Annotated in this window: 25 protein-coding genes; 9 read left to right on the forward strand and 16 right to left on the reverse strand. The window is 55.5% G+C overall.

Features of this window, described 5'->3' with window-relative positions:
- Positions 1-61 precede the first annotated feature (61 nt).
- Positions 62-1,087: a class II fructose-bisphosphate aldolase gene (gene fbaA, locus HMPREF2554_RS10405; protein WP_004005841.1), complete on the reverse strand. Its 1,026-nt coding sequence runs from the start codon at positions 1,085-1,087 to the stop codon at positions 62-64.
- Between the two features lie 207 nt (positions 1,088-1,294).
- Between fbaA and HMPREF2554_RS10410 the strand changes: the two genes are divergently transcribed.
- The 3 genes from HMPREF2554_RS10410 to HMPREF2554_RS10420 all read left to right on the forward strand — a co-directional run bounded on the left by HMPREF2554_RS10410 (position 1,295) and on the right by HMPREF2554_RS10420 (position 4,772).
- Complete coding sequence (locus HMPREF2554_RS10410) at positions 1,295-1,600, forward strand: hypothetical protein (RefSeq protein ID WP_070555241.1); 306 nt, start codon at positions 1,295-1,297, stop codon at positions 1,598-1,600.
- 372 nt (positions 1,601-1,972) lie between these two features.
- Positions 1,973-3,556: an amino acid permease gene (locus HMPREF2554_RS10415; RefSeq protein ID WP_070555245.1), complete on the forward strand. Its 1,584-nt coding sequence runs from the start codon at positions 1,973-1,975 to the stop codon at positions 3,554-3,556.
- Between the two features lie 175 nt (positions 3,557-3,731).
- Positions 3,732-4,772: an ornithine cyclodeaminase gene (locus HMPREF2554_RS10420; RefSeq protein WP_004005844.1), complete on the forward strand. Its 1,041-nt coding sequence runs from the start codon at positions 3,732-3,734 to the stop codon at positions 4,770-4,772.
- 106 nt (positions 4,773-4,878) lie between these two features.
- Here HMPREF2554_RS10420 and HMPREF2554_RS10425 read toward each other — a convergent pair whose 3' ends face one another.
- From HMPREF2554_RS10425 to HMPREF2554_RS10450, 6 genes are all read right to left on the reverse strand, one after another.
- Positions 4,879-5,619 carry a TrmH family RNA methyltransferase gene (locus tag HMPREF2554_RS10425; protein WP_070555248.1) on the reverse strand — a complete coding sequence of 247 codons (741 nt, stop codon included), beginning with the start codon at positions 5,617-5,619 and terminating at the stop codon, positions 4,879-4,881.
- A gap of 123 nt (positions 5,620-5,742) precedes the next feature.
- Positions 5,743-6,324 (reverse strand): orotate phosphoribosyltransferase, encoded by a 582-nt coding sequence (gene pyrE, locus HMPREF2554_RS10430; protein WP_013398063.1) that lies wholly within the window; start codon positions 6,322-6,324, stop codon positions 5,743-5,745.
- 151 nt (positions 6,325-6,475) lie between these two features.
- Entirely contained in the window at positions 6,476-7,177 is a 702-nt protein-coding gene (locus HMPREF2554_RS10435; RefSeq protein WP_070521506.1) for a C4-dicarboxylate ABC transporter permease, read from the reverse strand.
- A gap of 197 nt (positions 7,178-7,374) precedes the next feature.
- Positions 7,375-8,166 carry an HAD-IIB family hydrolase gene (locus HMPREF2554_RS10440; RefSeq protein ID WP_070555251.1) on the reverse strand — a complete coding sequence of 264 codons (792 nt, stop codon included), beginning with the start codon at positions 8,164-8,166 and terminating at the stop codon, positions 7,375-7,377.
- A complete protein-coding gene (locus tag HMPREF2554_RS10445) occupies positions 8,163-9,653 on the reverse strand; it encodes an anthranilate synthase component I family protein (protein WP_070555254.1) in 1,491 nt (496 codons plus the stop codon). Before HMPREF2554_RS10445 ends, HMPREF2554_RS10440 begins: the two co-directional genes overlap by 4 nt.
- Positions 9,654-9,830: 177 nt before the next feature.
- Positions 9,831-10,163 (reverse strand): rhodanese-like domain-containing protein, encoded by a 333-nt coding sequence (locus HMPREF2554_RS10450; protein WP_004005850.1) that lies wholly within the window; start codon positions 10,161-10,163, stop codon positions 9,831-9,833.
- 244 nt (positions 10,164-10,407) lie between these two features.
- Here HMPREF2554_RS10450 and HMPREF2554_RS10455 point away from each other — a divergent pair, with 244 nt between their 5' ends.
- Positions 10,408-11,862 (forward strand): peptide MFS transporter, encoded by a 1,455-nt coding sequence (locus HMPREF2554_RS10455; RefSeq protein ID WP_070555257.1) that lies wholly within the window; start codon positions 10,408-10,410, stop codon positions 11,860-11,862.
- 146 nt (positions 11,863-12,008) lie between these two features.
- On the opposite strand, the gene HMPREF2554_RS10460 is transcribed toward HMPREF2554_RS10455, so the two are convergent.
- The gene (locus HMPREF2554_RS10460; RefSeq protein WP_070555261.1) at positions 12,009-13,202 is read right to left on the reverse strand and encodes a Fic family protein; all 1,194 of its coding nucleotides are present in this window, start codon (positions 13,200-13,202) and stop codon (positions 12,009-12,011) included.
- A gap of 556 nt (positions 13,203-13,758) precedes the next feature.
- Here HMPREF2554_RS10460 and HMPREF2554_RS10465 point away from each other — a divergent pair.
- From HMPREF2554_RS10465 to HMPREF2554_RS10475, 3 genes are all read left to right on the forward strand, one after another.
- On the forward strand, positions 13,759-14,283 hold the full coding sequence (locus HMPREF2554_RS10465) for a DUF4242 domain-containing protein (RefSeq protein WP_004005853.1): 525 nt from the start codon (positions 13,759-13,761) through the stop codon (positions 14,281-14,283).
- 35 nt (positions 14,284-14,318) lie between these two features.
- The gene (locus tag HMPREF2554_RS10470) at positions 14,319-15,401 is read left to right on the forward strand and encodes an acyl-CoA dehydrogenase family protein (RefSeq protein ID WP_070555264.1); all 1,083 of its coding nucleotides are present in this window, start codon (positions 14,319-14,321) and stop codon (positions 15,399-15,401) included.
- A 156-nt stretch (positions 15,402-15,557) separates the two neighbouring features.
- Entirely contained in the window at positions 15,558-16,892 is a 1,335-nt protein-coding gene (locus HMPREF2554_RS10475; RefSeq protein WP_070555267.1) for a uracil-xanthine permease family protein, read from the forward strand.
- 113 nt (positions 16,893-17,005) lie between these two features.
- Here HMPREF2554_RS10475 and HMPREF2554_RS10480 read toward each other — a convergent pair whose 3' ends face one another.
- Positions 17,006-17,671, reverse strand: a complete 666-nt coding sequence (locus HMPREF2554_RS10480) for an RES family NAD+ phosphorylase (protein WP_070555271.1) — start codon at positions 17,669-17,671, stop codon at positions 17,006-17,008.
- A complete protein-coding gene (locus HMPREF2554_RS10485; RefSeq protein WP_070555274.1) occupies positions 17,671-18,213 on the reverse strand; it encodes an XRE family transcriptional regulator in 543 nt (180 codons plus the stop codon). Before HMPREF2554_RS10485 ends, HMPREF2554_RS10480 begins: the two co-directional genes overlap by 1 nt.
- Positions 18,214-18,317: 104 nt before the next feature.
- On the opposite strand from HMPREF2554_RS10485, the gene HMPREF2554_RS10490 reads away from it, so the two are divergent.
- Complete coding sequence (locus tag HMPREF2554_RS10490) at positions 18,318-18,512, forward strand: hypothetical protein (RefSeq protein WP_048778058.1); 195 nt, start codon at positions 18,318-18,320, stop codon at positions 18,510-18,512.
- Positions 18,513-18,590: 78 nt separating this feature from the next.
- On the opposite strand, the gene HMPREF2554_RS10495 is transcribed toward HMPREF2554_RS10490, so the two are convergent.
- From HMPREF2554_RS10495 to HMPREF2554_RS10510, 4 genes are all read right to left on the reverse strand, one after another.
- Entirely contained in the window at positions 18,591-18,905 is a 315-nt protein-coding gene (locus tag HMPREF2554_RS10495) for a helix-turn-helix domain-containing protein (protein ID WP_004005858.1), read from the reverse strand.
- 211 nt (positions 18,906-19,116) lie between these two features.
- A complete protein-coding gene (locus HMPREF2554_RS10500) occupies positions 19,117-19,950 on the reverse strand; it encodes an HAD-IIB family hydrolase (RefSeq protein WP_070555277.1) in 834 nt (277 codons plus the stop codon).
- A gap of 14 nt (positions 19,951-19,964) precedes the next feature.
- Positions 19,965-20,543 (reverse strand): YbhB/YbcL family Raf kinase inhibitor-like protein, encoded by a 579-nt coding sequence (locus tag HMPREF2554_RS10505; protein ID WP_083297477.1) that lies wholly within the window; start codon positions 20,541-20,543, stop codon positions 19,965-19,967.
- A 33-nt stretch (positions 20,544-20,576) separates the two neighbouring features.
- Positions 20,577-21,512 (reverse strand): carbohydrate kinase family protein, encoded by a 936-nt coding sequence (locus tag HMPREF2554_RS10510; protein ID WP_070555282.1) that lies wholly within the window; start codon positions 21,510-21,512, stop codon positions 20,577-20,579.
- Positions 21,513-21,803: 291 nt separating this feature from the next.
- Here HMPREF2554_RS10510 and HMPREF2554_RS10515 point away from each other — a divergent pair, with 291 nt between their 5' ends.
- Positions 21,804-23,246 carry a glyceraldehyde-3-phosphate dehydrogenase gene (locus tag HMPREF2554_RS10515; RefSeq protein ID WP_070555285.1) on the forward strand — a complete coding sequence of 481 codons (1,443 nt, stop codon included), beginning with the start codon at positions 21,804-21,806 and terminating at the stop codon, positions 23,244-23,246.
- A gap of 162 nt (positions 23,247-23,408) precedes the next feature.
- Here HMPREF2554_RS10515 and HMPREF2554_RS10520 read toward each other — a convergent pair whose 3' ends face one another.
- Positions 23,409-24,197, reverse strand: coding sequence for a carboxymuconolactone decarboxylase family protein (locus HMPREF2554_RS10520; RefSeq protein ID WP_070555288.1), 789 nt, complete (start codon positions 24,195-24,197; stop codon positions 23,409-23,411).
- 126 nt (positions 24,198-24,323) lie between these two features.
- Entirely contained in the window at positions 24,324-24,908 is a 585-nt protein-coding gene (locus tag HMPREF2554_RS10525; RefSeq protein ID WP_070555292.1) for an NAD(P)H-dependent oxidoreductase, read from the reverse strand.
- Between the last annotated feature and the right edge of the window lie 185 nt (positions 24,909-25,093).

Consider the following 25,093-nt stretch of genomic DNA (forward strand, 5'->3'; position numbering starts at 1 on the left):
ATAATACGCTTTATTGGAATAAAGAGCCTTTTTATGCCGGGGCAAGCCGGCTAAGAATTACCTACTTGTTCAGCGAGTTGCCTGCCGAGCCGAGCTGCTGGCATGCCTCAACCACGCGAGCTGCCATGCCCTCTTCAGCCTTAGCGCCCCATACGCGGGGGTCGTATGCCTTCTTGTTGCCGACCTCGCCGTCAACCTTGAGCACGCCGTCATAGTTGGTGAACATGTGACCGGCGACCGGGCGGGTGAAAGCGTACTGGGTATCGGTATCAATGTTCATCTTGATCACACCGTAGGAAACCGCATCAGCGATCTCCTGAGCGGTCGAACCGGAACCACCGTGGAACACGAGCGAGAACGGCTTCTCCTTACCGTACTTAGCACCGATCTCGTCCTGAATCTGCTTGAGCAGTTCGGGGCGCAGGTGCACGTTACCGGGCTTGTACACGCCGTGCACGTTACCGAAGGTCAGCGCCGCAATGTAGCGGCCCTTCTCGCCCAGACCCAGAGCCTCAACGGTCTTCACCGCGTCATCAACGGTGGTATACAGGGAGTCGTCAATAGCGCCTTCGACGCCGTCTTCCTCGCCGCCAACGGCACCAATTTCAACCTCAAGCACAATCTTTGCCTTATTGGTGCGCTCCAGAAGCTCAGCCGCAATCTTGAGGTTCTCGTCAAGATCAATAGCGGAACCATCCCACATATGGGAGTTAAAGATGGGGTCTTCGCCGCGCGCCACAGCCTTTTCAGACTCGGCGAGCAGGGGAAGAACAAAGCCATCCAGCTTGTCCTTGGGGCAGTGGTCAGTGTGCAGCGCGATGTTCACGTCGTACTGCTTGGCGATCTCACGAGCGTATGCCGCGAATGCCAGGGAACCAGCGACCATATCCTTCTTCGATGCTCCCGACCAGTACGCTGCGCCACCAGTGGATGCCTGAACAATACCGTCAGAACCAGCCTCAGCGAAACCGCGAAGAGCGGCGTTGAGGGTCTGCGAGGAGGTGACGTTTACTGCCGGGTAGGCGAAGCCTTTTGCTTTCGCGTTCTCCAGCATCTCTGCGTAGACTTCGGGGGTTGCAATAGCCATGCTGACTCCTTGACTAGGGTGCGGGAAAACGTAAATTCCCGTGGTTTTGTCGGCGTGTCTGAACGCCATCTACAGAGACTATTTTACCAAGGGGGTTAGGGTTTTCTGTAGACTGAAAGCGCCGGTTTTTCGGCTTATTTCGGGCTTTGATGAGGCATTTTAGCCCGTATTTGAGAGTCATTGTCATCATAATGAGGGGAACGCCGAATGGGTGAAAATAACCCTAAGAACGCACGGCTGGCACGCCTGCAAGAACGCCGTGCGGCGATTCAAGCCCGCATGGATGCGCACGTCATCGGAGGCGGCCCCGTCGCCAAATCCCTCGCTCTCATTGAACGGATGCGCGCCGAAGGTGCCACCGACCTTGAGATAGATACCGCTCTCGCGAAGAAGAAGCTCCCCTCCGTTATCGAGGTGGGGCGCAAATCCGCGCTGCACGTGCCCGGCTGGTGGCTGCTGACCCGCCGCAAGAAGCGCCTCGACCGAAAGATTCACGCACTGGGCGGCAGCTAAATCCACGAAAGGCGAGCGCCGTTTCCTCGTATCCCGTACACCCTGTCTGTATAAATACACACATATTTTTCTATGAGTCAGGGATAATTTTATGTTCCCTGTTATAGCAAGGAATAAACTGCATTTATTAAATTTCAATAACAATTTTTGGAATATTCCCGGCATCACAGTAGTACGTGCATTATGCATTGACACGCATATTATCGGGGTGTGCTCCCCGTAACATTCTTATACTTGGTCTGCTATAGTCTTAAAAAACTCCATGCGGCTTCCGGAATTTACTATATATCCGCGTGGAACAACACCGTATTGTGGCGCTCTGAGAAGGTACACCATCGTTCCCGCTGGGCGCCGCAGGTCATAAGGAAAAATATGAGTCTCGATTCACCTAAAAAACCTATGACGCGACCAGACCACGAAGACGCCTTCGCTCATGAGCAGGAAGGTCTGCACAAGGGGCTAGGCGCTCGACAACTTCAAATGATTGCGATCGGTTCCGCTATCGGTACCGGTCTATTCTTGGGGACAGGCGGGCGTCTCGAAAAGGCTGGTCCCATGCTTGCGATCATTTTCGCCGTCTGCGGGTTCTTCGGCTATCTGATCCTGCGCGCACTGGGCGAGCTGATCCTGCACCGCCCCTCCTCTGGCTCGTTCGTCTCGTACACCCGTGAATTCTACGGCGAAAAGGCGGCGTTCGTCTCCGGCTGGCTGTACTGGCTCAACTGGGCCATGACAGCTGTGGCGGATGCGACCGCAATTGCTATCTACATCTCCTGGTTTGGGCGATATAACCAATTCTTTGCCGACCTACCGCAATGGCTCACCGCCTTCATCGTGGTGATTGTGACCGTGTCCCTGAACCTGGTCTCGGTTAAGCTCTTCGGCGAGCTGGAGTTCTGGTTTGCACTCATCAAGATTCTGGCACTGCTGACCTTCATGGCGGTTGGTATTTGGTACCTCATCTTCGGACAGCCCATCAACGGCGTGCAACCCGGTATTCCGCTGATTATGTCACATGAGGGGCTCTTCCCGCAGGGTATTCTTCCGGCATTAATCGTCGTACAGGGCGTTGTGTTCGCATACGCCGGTATCGAACTGGTGGGCACCACCTCCGGCGAAACAAAGGACGTCAAGAAGATTATTCCGCGCGCTATCAACGCTGTGGTGTGGCGCATTGCCATCTTCTACGTGGGCGCCGTAGTGCTGCTGTGCCTGCTCATGCCGTACACCGTCTACAGCGATGACGAGTCGCCCTTCGTGACCTTCTTCGACAATATTGGCGTGACCGCGAGCGCCCCGATCATGCAGCTGGTCGTGATTACCGCCGCCGCATCGTCGCTGAACGCGGGGCTGTATTCGACCGGTCGTATTCTGCATTCGATGGGTGTTGCCGGGTCTGCGCCGAAGTTCGCAACTAAGGTTTCTAAGTCGGGCGTTCCGGTGGCGGGTATTCTGCTGACCGGCGTGGTGGGGCTTTTCGGTGTGGTTCTGAATTTCATTGTTCCCGAACAGGCGTTTGAGGTCGTGCTCAATATTGCGGCCTTCGGTACGATGGCATCCTGGGTTGCTATTTCGCTCTCGCATCAGAAGTTCCTCAAGCTGGCTAAGGAAGGAAAGTACACACGCCCCGAGTACCGTGCTCCCGGCGGGCGCTTTGCCGACTGGTCGGTTCTGACCTTCATGGCTATTGTTATTGTGCTGATGGCACTCGACTACCCCGTGGGCACATGGACTCTCATCTCGCTTCTTTTCGTGATTCCGCTGCTCATTATTGGTTGGTTTGTGGTGCGCGATCGCGTGAATGAGGTTGCGCGTGTTCGTGAGGGCTTCACGGGCGCTGTTCCGGTGATTGCGGCTCCTCCGATGGCGCGTAAGCTCTCGAATGAGGGCGTTTACAAGAATTACTTCACGGAACTTGCCGAACACGACGATGATTCGGATGAGGATCGGAAGTAGCTTTTTACACACATTATTTTCCGGATATTGCACACACTACGCTGACATAATGTCATGCATATTGTCAGCGTATTCCGGGGAATATTATATACATCACAGTAATAATCTATACATTTGACCGCTGATATACTGGTTCAGTATTTCATGTCAGCCTCTCACGACTAAGGAGATTATCGTGACCGACCACAGGGTTGAATTTGTTGATGTTGCATCCATGGCACAGTGGATTCAGCGTGACGGCGTTGGGAATATTATTGCCGGTATGGTGAATTTCTTGGAAGAAGATTTCAAGAAATGGCAGAGCTTCGATAAGATTCCGCGCGTGGCATCCCACACCCCCTTCGGCGTGATTGAGTTAATGCCGACCTCAGATAACATCATCTATTCCTTCAAGTACGTGAACGGGCACCCCTCAAATCCTGCACGCGGATACCAAACCGTGACCGCGTTCGGTCTGCTGGCTGATGTGGATAACGGCTACCCCGTCTTCCTCGCGGAGATGACCCTGCTGACCGCCCTTCGTACCGCCGCTGTTTCTGCCATGGTGGCTAAGCATCTGGCGCGCAAGGATTCGCGGAAGATAGCGATGATCGGCGCCGGTTCGCAGTCCGAGTTCCAAGCCCTTGGGATGCGCGCCGTCCTCGGCATCGAAGACCTTGTGGTATACGATGTTGATCCCGCCGCTATCGAGAAGTTCCGCCGTAATCTGGAGCCGCTGGGGTTCAGGATTCATGCCGCATCCAGCGTGGACGAGGCCGTTGCAGACGCCGATATTATTACCACCTGCACCGCCGATAAACAGCAGGCAAAGGTGCTTCTAAATTCGCAGGTGAAACCCGGCGTGCATCTGAATGCTATTGGAGGCGACTGCCCCGGCAAAACCGAGCTGGAAAGCGAGATTTTGGATCGTTCGACAGTGTTCGTGGAGTTCCCTCCGCAGACCCGCATCGAGGGTGAAATTCAGCAGAAGGACCCGGACTTCCCTGTGGTGGAGTTCTGGAAGGTTCTGACTGGCGAGGAGCCCGGGCGCGTCTCGGATGAGCAGATTACTCTCTTCGATTCGGTGGGCTTTGCGATCGCCGACTTCTCGGCGCTGCGCTATGCACGCGAGGCAACCCGGGGTACCGATCTGCAGCAGTTCATTGACCTGGTGGCGAACCCGGACGATCCGAAGGATCTTTTCTCGCTCGTGAACGTGAACGTTCCGGTAGGCTAGGGGTTCACTCCCCTACACAACACCGCGAGCAGGTGGTTTTTGGTCCGAGCAGGTAGGAAAATCCTACCTTTTCGGCAAAATCCTACCTGCTCGCGGTGTATTTGCTTTAAGGTTTTTGCCCGAAAACATGGCGGCGTACCCAGGCGTGCATCGCGATCCCGGCGGCGGTTGCCGCGTTCATCGACCGGGTTGAACCGAATTGCTCGATCGAGAGCGTATCGCGCGCGGCGGCATGAATTTCCTCCGACAACCCTGGGCCTTCCTGCCCAAAAACCAGCACGCAATTCTTCGGCAGATCGTAGGTTTCAAGCGGCACCGAATCCGGAAAAATATCGATGCCGATAATGTCCAGCCCCTCGCCCTGCGCCCACGCCACAAAATCCTCAATCGTGGGGTGATGCCGTACATGCTGGTACCGGTCGGTCACCATCGCACCGCGCCGGTTCCAGCGTTTCTTACCGATAATATGCACTTCCTTCGCCAAAAAGGCGTTCGCGGTGCGCACCACGGTACCGATATTCAGATCGTGCTGCCAATTCTCGATCGCGACGTGAAAATCATGGCGGCGCGTATCAAGGTCGGCGATAATCGCCTCCATGCTCCAGTAACGGTACTTATCAACCACATTGCGCCGGTCGCCCTCGCGCAGAAGCTGTTCATCCCAATGCTCGCCCTCGGGCCACTCGCCCTCCCAGGGGCCGACGCCAACCTCAAACCGGGGCGTTCCGAAAGCCTCGCTTTCGGGGTACTCCTGCGGTGTATTCTGCGGTTCTGCAGGCTCGTTCACGCGGGAATCCTGCCCGGAATCTGAGGGGTCAAGGGGGGTCTGATGGCTTGGGAAACTCATGGTTTCTTTCTGATGGCGCGTACATATAGTGCCGGATGCGCGGCGAAGGATTCGGGGGGGCATGCGGTGCGGCAATGCCCGCACGCCGCTAACTACCGGCACGCGCGGGCACCTATAAAGCCCCTAGTCGAGCCCTAAATCATCCTTGGAGTAGGCGTAGAAGCAGGGAACCCCGGCAACCTCCTCGATATGTTCTTTCGCCCCGGTTGCACGGTCTACGATGACGGCGACGGCGACGACCTCGGCGCCCGCTGTGCGCAGCGCATCCACGGCGGTTAACGCAGACCCTCCGGTGGTGGAAGTATCTTCAACGGCGACCACGCGGCGACCCTCAACGCTAGGCCCCTCAACCTGGCGACCCATGCCGTAGGACTTTTGCGCCTTACGCACCACAAACGAATCGATAGCGCGGTCCTGATCGCCCGCCGCGCGCATAATTGCGGAGCCAACGGGGTCGGCGCCCATCGTTAGACCACCGGCGGCCTCAAACTCGATGCCGTTGCGATCGAGCAGATCGAGCATCACCTGACCGACCAGGCGCGACGCTTCGTGATGCAGGGTGATACGGCGCAAGTCGACGTAGTAGTCGGCTTCTTTCCCGGAGGCGAGAGTCACTTTACCGCGCACCACGGCAAGCTCGGAGATGAGCTGGCGCAGACGTTCGCGGGCTTCTTCAATAGGCAGGGTTTCGGAAAGTTTAGTCATGTTTCAAGTTTAGCGGGTTACCCCGGGCACGGGCTGGCGGTGGGCGTCCAGGGCTATGCTTTAGGGGTGCGTCCCGGCTCTCTGCCGTGTAAAAAAGGCTCTTTATTCACATAAAGAGCCTTTTTAGCACCTACTACCCTAAATATGCAGGTTAGTTCTGGTACGGCTGAACGGGCTGCGCCTGTACGACTGTGGGCTGAGCCATCGGATTCTGTGCCAGACGGTACGCCTTGGAGTCACGCATAAACCTGTTGGTCCCGGGTAGCCACAAGAAAACAATCAGGGCAACGTTAGCGATAAACAACACCACGTAGATCACAATGAGCGTAGAAAGGGAAGACGTAAAACCGGGCGCGAGCGATGACCTCTCTTCATTCATACCGCTCAAAGCCGCCGATGTGATAAACGTGTGCAAAACAATACCGGCAAGGGCCAAAACAGCAATAACGGTCATGACGATACGCGACCAGTTGTATCCTCGGTAGATGAAAACACCAAACAGGATGTACAGAATAATGCTGAGGAACAGCGGAAGAGAAATAAAGGACACAAACGATTCTAGAGTATTGTAGTTTCTGAGTGACTGCCCGCCATTCATCGCAGCCACAGTCTGCAGAGAGCTCATGGCAGACCTCATGGTACCGAACTCAACGAGGCGTAAGAGCGCGCACGCCAGACTGACTATAAAAGCGGTCATAGCCAACGCCGTAATTTTGGGGCGAGTGGCTGGTATTGAAGCTGCAGCGGCGTAAGCTGTCGGTGCGGGCTGCATCATAGGCTGCTGAGAAGAAGTTTGCTGAACAGACGGGGAATTCTGCGGTTTTTCTTGACCGGACGTAATGTTTTCACTCATCGGTGATGCTCCTTCAAATATTGTGTGCGGAAAGATGGTTTTGTGAAACCACCTCTAGAGCATAGCCGAAATTATGTGAAATAGGGGTATTCTGCGATGATTCATCGGATTTCAGACTGCATCGAATATGCCGCATCAAAAGAGCCTTGATAGTGAATAAAGCGTTAAAACCCGCTTGATATAAATAAAGAGTCTTTTTACAAGACGGACGAGGAGGCGAGTGCGCGGATGGCGGCGGCGACCGCATCCGGGTGCGGATCCACCGTCAGATCTGCGAGCGGCAGCAGGGCCTCATGCGAGCCCACCGCAACCGCATACTGCGCGCCCTCAAGCAGCCCTACATCGTTCATATCATTGCCGAACGCGATATAAGGGCCGGGTTTTTCACCCGGGCGCGCGCCAAGCGCCTGCGGCAGAGCCGAAACTTTATGCACTCCCCCGGGCGCCAGGTCAATACTCGTGGTGGCATCCTGATGCTTAGTCACATGCAGGTTTAGGCTCGCAATAGTCTCTTCAAGCTCGGCGTAAAGATGCGGATTATTGATGTCAAGCAGAATTATTTTGACCGGATTCTCCAGGTCTTTCAAGGAAACTAGGCGATCGGTTCCCTCGGGGTTTAGCCTTTCCACGAGCACATGCGCATCGGGCAAATCAAAGGCGTAAGAATCCAGGGAGTCCGCAATATAGTGCAGCCTGTGACGTTCGATAAGATCCCGAATTTTCGCATAACTATGCGCATCTAGGTATTCCCGCGCCCGCAGATGCCCGTCCCGATACAGCAGCGAACCGTTCGCGCCGATCAGCGCCAGCCCGCTATGCGCGCGCGCATCCTCAGAGAGCATGGGCAGAATATCGCGCACCGGTCGGGCGGAGGCAAAAACCACGCGGTGTCCTGCCTGCAGCAGCGCATAAATTTCGCGCTCAATGGCGGGTTCGATCACCATGCCGTTAAAGCTGGTGGTACCGTCGATGTCGAAGACAAAATTCATAATATTCCTGGGCTTTCCTGGTCGGTCGCGGCAACGCTCTGCTTACTCACACCTTTTTCAACGATGCGCCCCACACTCGGCGGAAGCGCCGCACGCAGTTTCGTCAACATTTCTTCGTACTCGGCGTTCGGGTCTGAATCGGCGACAATGGCGCCGCCGGCGGCGAGGGTTATAAGCCCGTTATCGTGTGCAACCAAGGTGCGTATGACAATAGAGAGATTGGCACCGCCATCCGCCGAGAAGAACCCGAGAGCACCCGAGTATACGCCGCGGGGGCGCGCCTCCAGATCCTCAATAATATTCATTGTTGAGGGCTTAGGTGCGCCGGTCATAGATCCGCCAGGGAAGCACGCCGCGCTGGCATGCACCGCGGAAATTTCGGGCTTAAGGCGCGCAGCGACGGTAGAAACAAGCTGATGCACCGTTGCATAACTTTCCACACCCATGAGTACAGGAACCTGAACGCTCGCGGGGTCACTCACCGTCGAGAGGTCATTGCGCAAAAGATCGACGATCATCAGGTTCTCGGCACGGGTTTTCGCATCGTGCTGCAGCCAGTGAGCCGCGGCGGCGTCATCCTGAGGATTCGCACCGCGCGGGCACGTCCCTTTAATCGGCTTCGTTTCGGCGTTTCCGTGCGTATCGACCATCAGAAAACGCTCAGGAGACGATGAAAGCACCGAGAAGTCACCGCACCGCAAATAAGCGGCGTAAGGTGCGGGATTATGCCTGCGCTGAGTGCGGTACAGCTCAAAAAGCTGATCTGGAGTGAGAGGATGTTCTACCCGCGCGGTACTTTCGGCGCTCAGGCAGACCTCATAACTATTCCCCTCATAAATATGCCATTGTGCACGTTCAATATCTGCGCAATAGCTTTCGCGCTCAGGGGCTTCAAAGCGCAGCTGGGGCGACGGTTTATCGCAGCTAAGCGCGTTATCGCCTGGTATCTCACTCAAAGAATCTTCCCGCGCCAGTTCGCGCAAAAGCGGCTCGATTTCCTCAAGCCAGGGTTTATCGCCCAGCAACCACGCGCGGCGGGTTTCATGTTCATAAGTCAGGTACCGCACGGCAGGCATCCAGAGAGAATCCGGGGTTTGTGCCGTGTGCCGGGGTGCATATCCAATGCGCCCAGGGTGCAGGGCGGCACGCGCCTCGTACCCGAAATAACCCACGTAACCACCGCGCAAGCCTTCGGGCAGTTCGGCAATATTATCGGGCTCAGGCACGCTGGCAAGCGCAGTGTCGAGGACATCCCAAAGTGTCGGGTTTGTTGCCTCACATGCGTTTTCGATGCGCAACACAGCCGCCCAACGCGGGACGACCCCCACATACGAGACACGAGACATAGGCGATTCTTCTCGTGCAGAATCAAGCCAATAGGCGTACCGAGCACCCGCAGCAATCACGGGGTATGCAGCCTCGGGCATGATCTCAAAGTCGAGGGTGCGCACGTGCAGCGTTGGGTATTGATCGGGCTGAAGAATCACGTCTCCTATTGTAGAGTGCGTTGCCGTCGGTCTTGAGCGGCGTGGCTTCGACCCAAATACAAAGGATACGGCACCGGCAGCCATTTCGCGGGCTGGGGTGCCGTATCCTTATATGTCGTTTTGACTATATACACTAATCAGACGGTATATATTCCAAAGTTTTGGGGTATAGCGTCATTAGTGAACGACGGCAGGTTCCTGCCCGTTTTCGCTTTCCATGGGCAGCTTTGCGGTGAACCAAGCACTTGTTCCACCAGCAATATTTTTCGCCTGGTATCCGTTCTGGCGCAGGTATTCAGCCGCACGGTTTGAACGCCCGCCACCGTGGCAGATCACATAGAATTCTTCATCTTTGCTGGGTAGCTCTGCAAGTCGCTCGGTCAGCGTTCCTAGGGTAATGTGCTGGGCGCCAGCAACGTGACCGCCTTCCCATTCGTAGTCTTCGCGCACATCAATAATCTTGGCACCGGCAGGAACATCGGCAGGGGTTACCTGGGGTACGTTATTCATGGGATTCTCCTCTATAGTTTCGTGAGATACATCTTCAACTCTACAAATTTTGAGGTCATAAGGCACGCGCGCGTGCACGCAATACACCCCAGCCCCACCATTAGATATGAGATTTCATGCAGAGTAAATACGGAATTTATGCCTAATTTCTGCACAAGCTTCTGTATACATATGCATTTCACAGGTATACACTGAGGAAATATAACCTAGAACACTTCCGGTCTGTGTATTCTTGGGAGGCTTTATGGTAGCCACACAACCAGCGGCGCAGAAGCCGCGAACATTCTTTGGGCACCCACCGATGCTCGCCAATCTTTTCACCGTGGAAATGTGGGAACGGTTCTCATTCTACGGCATGCAGGTTCTTGCCCTCTATTACCTGTACTACTCTATCGAAGACGGCGGATTAGGGATCCCCAAAGAGGCAGCAACCGGCGCTATGGGAGCGTATGGTGCAACCGTTTACCTCATGGCGATCCTCGGCGGTATTTTGGGCGACCGCGTCCTAGGGCCCGAACGTACCCTCTTTTATTCCGCTATCGGTATTATGGCGGGGCACATTGTTCTTGCGGTCATGCCCGGTGCCGCTGGCGTGATTACCGGTCTGCTTCTGGTCGCGATCGGTTCGGGCTGTCTCAAAAGCAGCGCATCGGTTCTGGTCGGTTCGCTCTACAGCAAAGACGACCCCAAACGCGAAGCGGGGTTCACGCTTTTCTATATTGGCATCAACATCGGCGCGCTTTTAGGTCCGGCACTAACCGGCTGGGGATGGGGTTGGTTAGGTTTCCACTTCGGCTTCGGAATCGCGGCTATCGGTATGGCGGCCGGGCTTATTCAGTATGCGCTCACCCGCAAGAACCTGCCCGAATCGGTGCACGAAGTAACCGTTCCTTTCACCCCACGTCAGAACGGTATTTTAGCCGGTGTTCTGGCGGGTGTAGCTCTCATAACATTCCTGCTGGTCATGATGGGCTGGATGACTACAGGCAACCTCGCCACGTGGGTGGTAAGCGCCGTCGGCATCGGGGCCATAGCTCTTTTTATTCAGTTGCTCACCGCCAAGAACGTAACCAACACCGAACGCTCGCGGGTGTGGGCGTTTATTCCCCTCTGGATTGCCAACGCTATTTTCTGGGCGCTCTACCAGCAGCAGTTCACGGTCATTCCCATCTATTCTGATGAGCGACTCGACTGGCATATTCTGGGCATGGATCTTCCTCCGACCCTCGTCAATTCCCTTGCCCCTATTTTCGTGATTCTTCTGGGGGCGGGGTTCGCCGCCATGTGGACGAAATTGGGCGATCGGCAGCCGCGCACAACCACCAAGTTCTCACTCGCGCTCGTGATTATCGGCCCGGCATACTGGGTTTTCCTCACGCAGGTGGGTGTCTCTCGCGTGTCGGTCTACTGGATGGTTATCATCATGTTTATCTTCACTGTTGCCGAGCTTACGATTTCGCCCACGGGCATGGCGCTGACCACCAGGCTCGCGCCCGAAGCGTATAAGGTGAACATGATGGCGCTTTACTGGACCTCGCTGGCGATGGGTACCGCATTCGCGGGCTGGTGCGCACAGTTCTACAGCCAAGACACTGAGGCTTCCTACTTTATGTGGGTGGGTGCCGTCTCGGTTATTGCTGGTATCGTCCTCTTCCTCTGCCGTGCGCCCATCCAGAAACTTATGCGCGATGTGAAGTAGTATTCCGTTTTAGGCATATATAGCGGTGGGTGCATCTTCAATACTTGAAGATGCACCCACCAGTTTTAGTTCCTGTGGTTTGACTTGGATATATGCCGCCTACGTTATATTCCAGGAGGGGCATAGAGCCTTTCACAACATGATTATTAAGCCTGGATGCGCCGCCCGGCACGCGCCGCGAATGCATCAAGCGCATCGTTAAGGTGAGGAACTGTCCATACGCGCTGACCCGCAACAAAGGTTTTCTCACGGCGTATCACCCCCGCTTTCTCAAGGGTTGCGATAATGCGGTATATCGTTGCCGGTGCCACAGACGTATTCTGCTCCACCATCTGTACCGTAAAAGCCGGTTCGGTGCAGCAAAAATCGGCGACCGCCTTCAAAGCGGATGTTGTTCGACGTGCTGTTCCCAGAATTTTATCGCGTAATCCGGAGATGTCCTCTGCCAAGATACGAGCGTTCTCGACGGCAGCATTTGAAGCTTGAATAAAGCACCGGATCATAGGCTCTATATCTCCAGCGCGGTATGCGGTAAGCGCCGCAATATAGTCTGCGACGTCATGCAGAAGCCCCGAAGAAATTGGCAGCACAACATGTTCGGTGACTCCACGGGCCATGAGCAAAGCCGAAATAAGCGCCCGACCGGTACGCCCATTCCCATCAGTAAAAGGGTGAATAGTCTCAAATTGTGCATGAGCGATGGCAGCCTGCACCAGCGGGTCAAGATCACGACGCGCCATAAATTCAACGAGGTCATTCATGGCGGCGGGTACTAGCTTCCAGTGCGGTGCCACATAATCTGCTGTTACAGGCGACTGCCCGCCAACCCACACCCACTGTTGGCGGAACTTCCCGGCGTCATCTAGGGTGCCAGCCGTCAGTTCATGGTGCATATGCACGATAGATTCAATGGTCAGGCTCTCTGCCGCCCCTAAAGCTGCCTGCATGGCGCGAACATTGCGTGCCACCAACTCGGCATTATGCCCCACAGTGGAACCGGAAGCGCCCACCACCGCCAACGATAACCTACGTGCTGAAACCGTCAGGTTTTCAATCTGCGAACTTGATGCCGATTCACCCCGCAAAAGCACCGCCGCAAATGGCACGCCACCTAACGCCGCATGCTGCTCGTCGAAGCGAGTAATCGTGCGCGTGCAGTCCTGCACCAGAGTATGTAGCTGCGGGGAAAGCTGAGGTGTTTGCTCGGCGATGCGCGGTGTAACGGCACTTTTAAACTCGCCAGTGTTCCGCTGACGAGCACGACGGGATGCGAGTGGGTCACGATGCTGCCACAGAGCCTGCTGTTCCCAATCGAGAGAAGCCCATGAGATGGCTGGCATACCCCACGCTCCTTTCTGCTGCATGATAGGGAATGCCCTAAAAATGAGGTAAGTACGGGCAGTTAATGAGAATTTGGAGCTCTATTTTCTCATTAAGAATACTATTGAGAAAATAGAGTTCTCATTTCTCGCTAGGATAAGCTACTGCACGCTATTTAGCCAGCAGGGGCATGAGGGCAGAATAAGCCCCTCGTCAGCAGATCTGACAAAACATGTATTTTCACTAGTCAGATAGTAAATAGAGGCATTCTACGCTACCAAAAGTCAGGTATTTACGCTACCAAAAGTCAGGTTTTGCTCGCTGCGCATCCTAACCGTCAGCATCTTAAACCCGCCTCAAACATTAGACGCCGTATAAATATTCCCGTCACCGCTGTAACATGACGTTTTGTGTCTCTGCATTACTTCATGTGACGGGTGAAGGGTTCTTAAATCTTCGTTTTAGGACTCATAGCGAAAAACATTATGCGCCGCGCCCGCGACCGGTTTAGGGTATATGCCAGACCCGCCGCACAGGCAGGTAAAAGACAACGTTCTATCTAAGGAGAAAACAGACATGGCACTGTACCTGATCGAGCTGACCCCAGCAACCGCATCCAAGGACGAGGCAACTGCGCTCATCGAAACCGTTTCCAACTCCCTGAGCGAAGGCGCGGAGCTCATCGAAACCCAGGTTTCCGCCGATCACAAGCTGATCTTCGCTATCATCGAGTCTGAAAATACCGCATTCGCGCCCGCCCTCACTGCGGCTATTGGCGAGCGCGCATCCGTGGTTGGCCCCGACGAGGTTCGCTTGGTGGGCGCAGAACTCGACGACATTAAGAAGCTCAAGAAAGATGCAGACTACCTGGTCGAGTGGGATATTCCCGCCGAAATCACGATGGAGCAGTACCTGACTCGCAAGAAGGCGAACGCACCCAAGTACGCCGAGGTGCCCGAGGTCTCCTTCCTGCGCACCTATGTGCGTGAGGATACCGCCAAGTGCCTGTGCTTCTACGACGCCCCCGATGAGGATGCGGTACTTCGCGCCCGCAAAGCCGTAAGCACCCCCATCGACCGTCTCTTCAAGCTACACGCATAAGCACATCTGCACATTGCATCAAGGAGCTCTCTACCATGTCTGATTTCACTCTTGAACCTCTTGAGGATTATCCTCAGCGCGAGCGCGTGCTTGCGCTTGCCGCCGAACACGCAGATGCCGTCGATGCCGGTGAGCGTTCCCCGTTTGAGAATCTGCGCGAGATTGCGAAGGATGGTCTGCTGACTCTGGGGCGCACCGGGTCCTTGCTTCCGCAGGTTTCGGTTGCTTTTGACCTTGCTTCGCAGGATGCGACAACCGGGTTCTCGCTGTGGGCGCATCGTTCTACGATTGCGTTCTTTGATGCGGTGAACCGTGAACTGCCCGAGGGGTTGGCTGAGGCCACGACGAGCGGCACGAGTGCGATGGCGGCGGCGTATAAGGAGGCTTCGGGGCTTGCGCCGATCAAGGTTTTGGGCACTTTGGTAGAGGGCGGTGTAAAGCTCAACGGCACGGTGTCGTGGGCTTCTAACCTGTACCCGGGCGGCGTGATTGTGCTGCCGGTAGCTGTGCAGAATGCGCAGGAGGGGCATCCGAACCGGTATATTGTGACGGTTCGCCAGGATGTTCCTGGGCTGAAGGTTGTGTATCACCGTAACCTGCTGGCGCTCAACGGAACCGAGTCTGGCACGATCATTTTTGAGGATGTTTTTGTGCCGACCGAGGATATTCTGACCGATAATTTTGAGGGTTTCCTTAACGATGTGACCGCGCCGTTCTTACTGGTGCAGTCCGCATTCTGCTTGGGTCTTGCCGCCGGTGCGCTGGTGGAGGCTTCGAAGCATCTTGAGGCTTCGCAGGGTATTTTCAGTTCTGAGTTCCCGCTGATTGTAGGCGAGTACGAGAGCTTGCGCGATGAGCTGGTGCGTTTGGCGCGTGAGCCGCAGTGTGCCGAGCGTCGCGATTTGTTGAGCCTGCGTCTGGGTGTTTCGCATCTGGCGACGATTGCTACGCATTTTGAGCTGCAGGTTGTTGGAGGCGCCGGTTACGTTGCTTCCTCGCCGACCGCGCGGCGTTTGCGTGAGGCTTCGTTCCTGCCGGTGCAGTCGCCGACCGAGGGGCATCTACGTTTCGAGCTCTCAAAGTACGACCACTTAGAGGATTTGCAGGCGGCGCTGTAGCGGCCCCCTCCCCTGCTAAATAGGCTCTTGGTGTGAATAAAGCGGTGAAAATCCGTTTATTCGCATCAAGAGCCTTTTTACAATGCGCATGCAGGAGCCAACAGGTGTAGAATTACTGGGAATTTTGTCCTCACTTTCACCTGGAGATCGCATCCCATGAGCACACAGAAACCCGGTTTCGGCTGGCGTCTGCACGGCGACGGCAGAAGCATTAAACCCGGCTCGGTCGTGGCACCGAGCGAACGCCTCGCCTGGCCTATTACGATCGGCATCGGTGCCCAGCATGTGGTGGCGATGTTCGGCGCGACCTTCCTCGTCCCGCTGCTGACCGGATTCCCGCCCGCAACCACACTGTTCTTCTCGGGCCTGGGCACCGTTTTATTCCTGCTGCTCACGCGCGGGCGTGTGCCTTCTTATCTGGGCTCTTCCTTTGCGTTTATCGCACCCCTGGCAGCGGCGACAAACCAGCATGGCCCGGCGGGTGCGCTCGGCGGTATCGTCATGGCGGGTCTGTCGCTCTTTTTGGTTGGCGTTATTGTGCAGTTTGCGGGCACCGGCTGGCTAACGAAACTCATGCCGCCCGTGGTGACCGGCGCGATCGTGGCGCTCATCGGATTCAACCTGGCACCGAGCGCGAAAGCGAACTTCATGAAGGCGCCCATCACCGCGCTCGTAACCCTTATCTCGATTATCCTGATTTCGGTGCTGTTCAAGGGTATTATTGGCCGCCTCTCGATTCTGTTGGGCGTGATTATCGGGTATGTGACTGCGGTTGTGCGCGGCGAGGTAGACTTCTCGACCATCGAAAAGACCGTGCAGCAACAGGGCATTATCGGCCTGCCGCATTTTCAGAACCCCGAGTTCCACTGGGAGCTTGCCGGGCTGTTTATTCCCGTGATTCTGGTGCTGGTTGCCGAGAATATTGGGCACGTGAAGTCGGTGGCGCTCATGACGGGCGAGAACCTAGATGAGTACTCGGGTCGCGCGCTCATGGCGGACGGTTTAGCGACCACCGTCGCCGGTTTTGGCGGCGGTTCCGGTACGACCACCTACGCCGAGAATATCGGTGTTATGGCGGCAACTAAGGTGTATTCGACGGCGGCATACTGGGTGGCCGCGATTTTCGCGATCGCTCTCTCGCTTTTCCCGGCGTTCGGCGCGGCGATTGCGACCGTTCCGGCGGGTGTTCTTGGAGGTGCCGCAACCGTGCTCTACGGCATGATCGGGATGCTCGGCGTGCGCATTTGGAGCGAGAACCGCGTGGATTTCTCAAACCAGATTAACCTGACGACCGCCGCTGTTGCACTGATTGTGGGCATCGCGGATTACACCTGGGAGTTCTCGGGCTTGTCGTTCGCCGGTATTGCACTCGGCACGGCGGCAACTTTGATCGTGTTCCATCTGATGACGTTCATCGCCAAACGCACTAGGGCAGCGGGCGATCCGCTGGATCCCTTCACTGACAGGGACCACGACGCGCTGGGGCACTAGACCGGCAAAAGTTTCCTTCCGAGGATGCCAAAATGCCTTGGTGCACATAACACGCTATGTGCGCCAAGGCATTTTTAGATGTTATATGAGTATGAAGATACAGCCCGTACTCATTACTCGAATTCGAACTCTTCCTCTTCAACGCTCACGATCTCAGGGAAGAAGGGTATAGCGCGCGCTACGCTGAGTGCTGTCTCTTCGCCGCCAATGCTGCCAAACTCCCGGTTTTCGCCGCTAGTTCCAAAAAGGTATAGAGCACTTCCACTGCTGAACCTCGAACGTGCAATAATCCCCTCTAACCCTGCTTCCCGAACCGCTTCTGCCCACTGTTGAGTAACAGAATAGCCCTCAGCGTGAAACAATGCAGAAGAAATATCCCCGGGTGCAAAGCCACCAAATGCTTGACGAAAATCAGCAACCTTAAATACGCGTGGGAGCTGAACACGAGCCACATAAACGCCGTCGAACTCATCCATCGGTACCATATCTCGGTTAATGAGTTCAGCCCCTAGCTTCTCGCGAATAGCAACTTCCTCAGTGCCAGCCAGGTTAAGCGTTCCTCCGGGGAAAGATATATCGTACCTTCCGGAGCCGGAGGAAAAATAGCGGCAGTCTCTTTGACCTCCAGGTGCATCTCGTAGATATGCACGATACCAGGTACCTGTTTCATGACACCCTGATCCATACCCTACTGAAACTGCAGGTATTTTAGTAGGGTCAAGCGGACGGCGAGGCGGACGCAAAGTGGAATCATGACGTTCAGCAGGCGTCTTAGTCATTAGTAGTTTGCCCTCCGGTTAGCAGCGTCCTCATGAGCATGAGCCACAACGAGCTTGAAGTTCTCTTCGGAGTCCTTCATGTACTCGACTGCGGGGCGATCATCGTAGAATTTCGACGGACGAGCAAGCCAAAAAGCTACACCCCACTCGGTAAGGCCGCTATCTAACAATATTTTAATAACCTGCCGAACCTGCGGATCCACTGCCCCGTCTTTGAACTGAAAAACCGGATATCCGTTACGTCCCGCCTTGTTTTTGAGGCGCAGAATATTGTTCTTGCGCACCCTATCGTTGAGGGCCTGCAGACTGATGCCGCCAAGGTATTCGCGGGTGCTGCGGCTATCCTTCACCTTGCCAATATACTTCCCAGATCCCCGCGCGCCCTTGCGCACCTCAACCGTATGCGAGAGCGCGTTCGAGAGCTCCTGCATAGACTCGGCAGTGGGAGTGATTTCACCCCGATCAATCTGTTCACGGATGCGCCGCTCAGTATCGTGCAGAACACCTGTGATGAACTCTTCGGTCGCTAAACTCTTAGGCATGATGCACTCCTTCCCTTGTACACACCACCCTATCAGCTTTATATGGCTTTATAAAGCTTATAGGTGCAAGAATTCTTGCACTCGGCAATGTTAGAGTGGGAAAGATGAAGACGAAATCGAACTACCTCATGGTCTTTCTGATTATCACCTTCGGCGTGGACGTGCTAGATCGGCACATGAAAATCGAATATATAACGGTTCCAATAATCCTCATCATCATGCTGATCGTTTTTGTTCAAATTATTTACTATTCCTTCTTTAAAAGGATTGACGCGGAAGATAATCAGCAGAACCGCTAATGCGACGGGTCAGCTCTTGAGCATTGATAAATGCGCAACAGCACTATAAATTCAGTTAATCAGCTGCTTCACCCATAGTTACCAGCCCATTTCGCTTTTGGGGATGCGCACCGACTTGGGGAGTTTTTCGCTGGCACGCAGGCGGCCGACATCCGTGAGGTACGGGTCGGTGGCGGTGACGACCGCATCCAGCATGCCGAGCACCCGCAGCACACGAAAAAGTACGTCGGTACGCACCGATTCGCCCTGCTCAATGCGCCGCAGGGTCACGGTCGTAATGTCGGCACGTTCCGCAACCATCTGCGCGGTCAGACCCATCAGTTTACGTTGGATGCGCAACTGCTCACCGATCGTCCGCGCGGCTCGGCGCACCTTGGTGGGAATATACGCCATAATCTTTATACCCTCATATAGAAAGAACTATTTCTAGTATAAGCGATAATAGAAAGAATTACTTCTATATAGACGACCGTTTTATGCCCAGTACGTACTTTCGACGGCTCCCTCATCCAAAAATACGCCTCTCATCCAAAAATTTTTAGATGAGAGGCAAAAATTTAGATGAGGATTTGGACAAGACCGCCGGCATGCAGTCATGCAGAGTCTACATCGCTCGGTACTGTGCCTCACCACGACCCTGAAGCATCGCCTCGATCACCTGCGCCACGCCGTCTTCCCCGAAGGGCGGGCAGGTGCGCCCCACCTTCTTAATCAGCGCAGGCTCGCCGGATGCCATCGCATACCCGCGACCCGCCCAGCACAGCATTTCGGCATCGTTAGGCATATCGCCGAAGGCCATCACCTCGTGCGCCTCAATACCGTGCCTTGCGGCAAATTGGGCGAGAGTGCGCCCCTTATTCACGGTCTTCGAGCCCATCTCGATCAGCGGCTCGCCCACAACCCCGCGCGTGACCGACACCAGCTCACCCACGGTCTGCGCCACACGCACATGCAGAATATCGGGGTCCATACCGGGCACCCGAACCAGGTATTTAATGATCGGAGTATCGCCGAGCGCCACAAATGCCTCCGCCATAGAGGATTCAACCACGCGAGCGCCCTCAAGCACGTCTCCCCCGTCGTGCGGACCCTGAATGTAGACGGTATCTGCAGTTTCGAGGGTGTAGGTGACCTCGGGGAATATCGGCTCAAGCCGAGTGTGGGCACGCTCAATCACAGCGGGTTCGGCGCCGTTAACCGCCTCTACTTCGTTGGCGCCCAGATGATACACCACGGCACCGTTCGAGCAAATGGCGTAGGAGTCAAAATCGGTTTGTTCCCGCAGCGGGGTAAGCCAACGGCTCGGGCGCCCGGTCACGAACACGATGTCGATGCCCGCCGCACGCGCCGCCTCTAGGGCGTGCAGGGTGCGGGGGCGAAAACGAAAATCAGGCCCGATGAGCGTGCCATCCAGATCGCTGGCGATGAGCTTAATCATGCGAGAATAAGCGCCTAAGCCGCCGGCTCTGCGTAGGTAACAGTCAGGAAAGCGCGCGCGATGCCGTGGAAGAAGAGGTTGAAGTTCACGACGGCAGGTGAGGTATTCTCGTCTACCTCAAGTTCGGGTACATCCACGGCAGTCACGCAGAATATGTAACGGTGCGGCCCGTGCCCTGCTGGGGGTACAGCACCCACGAATCCGGGGGTTCCGGCGTCGTTGCGATGCGCTATCGCCCCGGCGGGAAGCGCCGCGCCGCCCTGACCGCCAACGATAGCGCCCGCGTTGGTCTCAAGCGCGGTGACCGATGCGGGGATGTTTGATACGGTCCAGTGCCAGAACCCGCTGGGGGTGGGCGCATCCGGGTCGTAGCAAGTGACAACGAAGGACTTGGTCTCTTCGGGGAATCCCGACCAGCTCAGCTGCGGAGACTGATCCTGCCCGCCGGGCACGCCGAAGAGCGCCGAGAGCATGGCAGTGGGCGCGGCGGCGCCGTTTTCAATGTCGGTGGAGGTCAGGTTGAAGAGCGGCAGGTCGGGCAGCCCGGCGTAGGGTTCACGCGGCAGGGGTGCGGTGCCGAGGTTGTTAGTCACGGTAGTCCTCCTCGTTTAGGTCGGGTGGCTGACTTAGCCGTTGAGTACGGCGTTAAGTTCTTCGCGGGTGGGCGGGTTCGCTCCGGAACGCGAGACGGTAATTCCCGCCGCCGTTGCGGAGAATCGTAGCAGATTTTGAATATCTTCGCGGGTGAGTGCGGCAAGTTTGGTGCGTGCTTGAGCACCGCTAATGCCTCTGTCGAGGAGTGCAGCGATCAGCGCCGCCATGAGCGAATCGCCCGCTCCTACAGTATCTGCAACCTCCACGCGATAGGCCGGTTCTTCAATCCCGTTGGGGTATGCACGGGTATAGGCGATCGGCCCACCTTCACCGCGGGTTATCACCATCAGTTCTACGCCGAGGTCGAGCCAGGCATGCGCGGTTTCTGCAAGGGAACGGTCAGGATATAGCCATGTCAGATCTTCGTCGCTTGCCTTCACCACTGAGGCGAGCGCAGCAAATTTTTCTGCCCAGCCGCGGGCGAGGGCACGGTCGCTAATAATGGTGGGGCGGCAGTTTGGGTCGTAGCTGATGAGTGCGCTTTCGCGTGCCGCCGTGAGCGCTTGAGCGACCACGTGGGCGCCCGGTTCGAGCATCGCCCCGATAGAGCCAGTGTGCAGCGCTTCGCAGCTGGGGGCTAAGGCCAGAATATCGTCGGCGTAGCTATCGAGGCTCCAGTCGATATCGAATTCGTAGCGTGCCGCGCCGTCTTCCCCGATATACGCCTGCGCGGTTGAGGTTCGTGCGGCGCGCGGCTCGAAGGGTACCTGCACTTTGGATGCGCTCAGGTGCGCGGCAATGCTGGCGCCGTGTTCGTCGGTTCCGTAGTGGCCGATAAACCGGGTCTTGTGCCCTAGCCGTGCGGCGCCGACGGCGACGTTGAGGGGAGATCCGCCGGGGTAGGCGTGCATGGGGGCGTCGTTGCTGTGGACGACGTCTACGAGTGCTTCACCGATGACAGTTAACATGTCTCAATTCTACTCAAGGTTGCCGCGCGGTGGAGTGTGTTTCTGTGTGTTATTCCCGTTGTTTTCGCTTCTTGTGTGAGGGCTTGTGTGGGCTTTATTGGCTTCGAGCGTAGCGCATCGTGCAAAGCGTGCTAGATTTCACAGATTCGACGGCGTGAGGGAATAAAACCGTTCGCCGCAGCGGTTAGACTTAAAGCAGAGTCAGTTGCGTGCGGCCCGATGAATTGGGCATGCGCATCGGCACGAACAAAAAATTCCGACGAAGACGTCCATTGAGGAAGAAGGTCAAGAGTGACGACTCCCGAAAACACTCACGAGCAGTGGATTGCCCGCGAAACCCAGGCTGAGGAGATGATTCCCCTCATCGGTAAGCTAAACCGCGAGAACGGTGTAGTTCTTAATATTCACGGTCGCAGCCTGGTTAATAAGTCTGTTATTCAGCTGTTGCGCCTGCATGATGGTGCCGCGAAGGTTGATGGAACCCCGCTGAACCCCGAGCATACGCTAGAGCTGGTTCAGGCACTTTTTGACCTTAACCTTGGTCCCTGCTCGATCAACATTGCGGCGCTGCATCGCCAGCATGTTGATGCGGGTTCCCCCGACTTTTCCATGTGGCTGCCCGAGCAGGTTGGTGCATCGGTTGGTAAGAAGGGCGAGACTGTTAAGCAGCAGGATGTGGTGCTCTACGGTTTCGGGCGCATTGGCCGTCTGTTGGCACGTATTCTGCTGGAGCGTTCCTCATCGCTGGGGGCAAACCTGCGCCTGCGTGCAGTGGTGGTGCGCAAGAACACCGAAAACGACCTTGAGAAGCGCGCTTCTTTGCTGGCACGCGATTCGGTGCACGGCCCGTTCAAGGGCACTATTAAGGTAGATGCTGAGAACAACACCATTATTGCTAACGGTCTGCCGGTACGTTTCATCTACTCGTCAGATCCGACCAGTGTGGATTACACCGAGTACGGTATTGAGGATGCGCTTCTGGTCGATAACACCGGCCGCTGGCGTGATGTTCCGGGGCTGACCCAGCACCTTGAGCGCCCCGGTATTTCCCGCGTTCTGCTGACCGCTCCCGGTAAGGGCGATATGAAGAATATTGTCTTCGGCGTAAACGATAGCATCATTACCGACGACGATAAGATTCTTTCGGCGGCATCCTGCACGACCAACGCGATTACCCCCGCGCTGAAGGTTCTTGATGACGTATACGGTGTGGAACACGGTCACGTGGAGACCGTGCACGCTTTCACGAATGATCAGAACCTGATCGATAACTTCCACAAGGGTGATCGCCGCGGCCGTTCAGCGGTGCTGAACATGGTGATTACCGAAACCGGTGCGGCGCGTGCCGTTTCTAAGGCACTCCCCCAGTTGGAGGGCAAGCTCACCGGTAACGCTATTCGCGTTCCAACCCCGGACGTTTCGATGGCTATTCTGAACGTGAAGCTGGCTAAGCCCGCCGGTTCTAAAGATGAACTGAACGAGGTCTTCCGCCAGGTTGCCCTCAACGGTGAACTTCGCCGCCAGATTGGTTACTCCGATTCGCATGAGGCCGTATCCACCGACTTTGTGGGTTCCCGTAACGCGGGTGTGGTGGATGCGCTTACCACCGTCGTCAGCGATGACTCGGCAATCCTGTACGTCTGGTACGACAATGAGTTCGGTTACTCCTGCCAGGTGGTGCGCGTGCTCGAACGTATGGCTGGCGAAGAGGCACCGTCATACCCCACAAAATAGGGTTTGATTAGTATATATAGCCGAACAGCTATATAACTTGATAAGAATATACGGGTGGTTCCCTGAAAATATATCAGAGAACCATCCGTATATTTTTATGCGCCGCCCTGCGAACAGAGCCACCTTTAAAACCTTGGTTTCACCACTTCGCGCGCATCGTAATTATGCATTATTCTCCGCTAATACTTGCCGCAAACTGGCGATAGCATTTAGGGCAGCGGGGAATCCTGCATAGACCGCTATCTGGATCATCAGCTCCACAAGTTCGTCTTGAGTGCCGCCTACGTTCAAGAAGCCGTTGATATGAACATGCAGCTGAGGCACGCACGTTCCTAAAGCGCTGCACGCAGATACAGAGACCAGTTCACGCTCCCACAGGCTCAGCCCGGGCCGAGAATAAACATCGCCAAATGAGTACTCGACAATGTAGCGACCTAAATCTGGTGCAATGTCTTGAAGCGATTCAACCACAGCCTCGCCGCCAGCTCCATCTACACGCTCAAGAAATGAAGAACCTACCTCGAAACGCTTGGCGGGCTCGGTACTATGCGTATCTAAGTTCACGTCAATACCGCGTTCGGTGAAAACCTTACGGGCAACAGAGACAGCATTTAATGCAGCGGGGAAACCGGCGTATATGGTCACATGGATAAAAGTCTCGATAATCTGTTCAGGAGAACAGCCCACATTGAGGGCACCATTAATGTGGAATTCCAGCTGCGGAGCTGCATTCCCAAGTGCGGCCAAAGCAGATATGGTAATGAGCTGACGAGACTGATCGGATAACCCTTCCCGATCAAAAACATCTGCATACCCAAACTCCACGACGAACCGTTCTAAATCAGGCGAAAAAGAAGCTAAGCTATCAAGAATAGATCCATGAGGGTTCTGCTCTACCCGGGCAAGTACCTCTTTCCCCCGCAGATAACGTTCATTGTTTTCAGCAGCCATAATCTTAACTACCTTTCTGGTGATGACATGATGCAATGAAGAAATCTGCATCCGATTCTCTGCGGTCAGCTTTCACGTGAGGCCGTCTGCTCAGACATGCTTATGAGGGCATGCAGGTTTAAGCCCTTACGCCCGACCGAAGACCTCGTTGAGGTGGGCAGTATAGTCGGCGAGATACTGTTCGACCTGCGGATTTTTAATCACATCATTGCAAATAAAGGTGGGTAATTGGGTAGTTCCCAAGAACTCATTGGCTTTATGAAAATGCATGTAGAGGGCATCTACCCCGACTCCCTCGAAGAAGTCACCCTCCCGGGTAAAAGCTTCGCGAGGTGCGTTCCACGTCAGCGACAGCATATGCCGCCGCCCCTGAAGAAGACCGCCCGTACCGTATCCTTCAGTGGGGTTGGCGCTGCTGCGGCCATCATTAGCGTACAGGGTGCCCGCGCCGGTGGTAAACACCTCGTCCATATATTTTTTCACGGTCCACGGCTCATGCATCCACCAACCGGGCATCTGCCAGATGACCGCATCCATCCACTGGAATTTTTCTACTTCCTGGTGAATATCGTACCCGTCGTCAATCACAGTTTCTCGCACATGATGACCGAGCGCCGATAACGTATCACGGGCGGTTTGATGCAGGGTATGGTTCAGGCGACCCGCCGAGTGGCCGAATGCTTTACCGCCATCGATCAAAAGAATATTCACTGTAATTCACTCCTTAAACTCAGCACCACGAGAATGGTTGGTCGTATTCCAACCGCTTGTTCCACAGTACAGGGCTGCTGCGCTGTGAATCAGCCCGTTTCTTGACATGCAACGGACTTCATTTCGGTCTGTTGCCACTACCCGTAACAGATAGGCGGTATTCCCACCCCGAGCAGGGTACAGAA

This window comes from Rothia sp. HMSC071F11 (assembly GCF_001809115.1).
Classification (GTDB): Bacteria; Actinomycetota; Actinomycetes; order Actinomycetales; family Micrococcaceae; genus Rothia; species Rothia dentocariosa.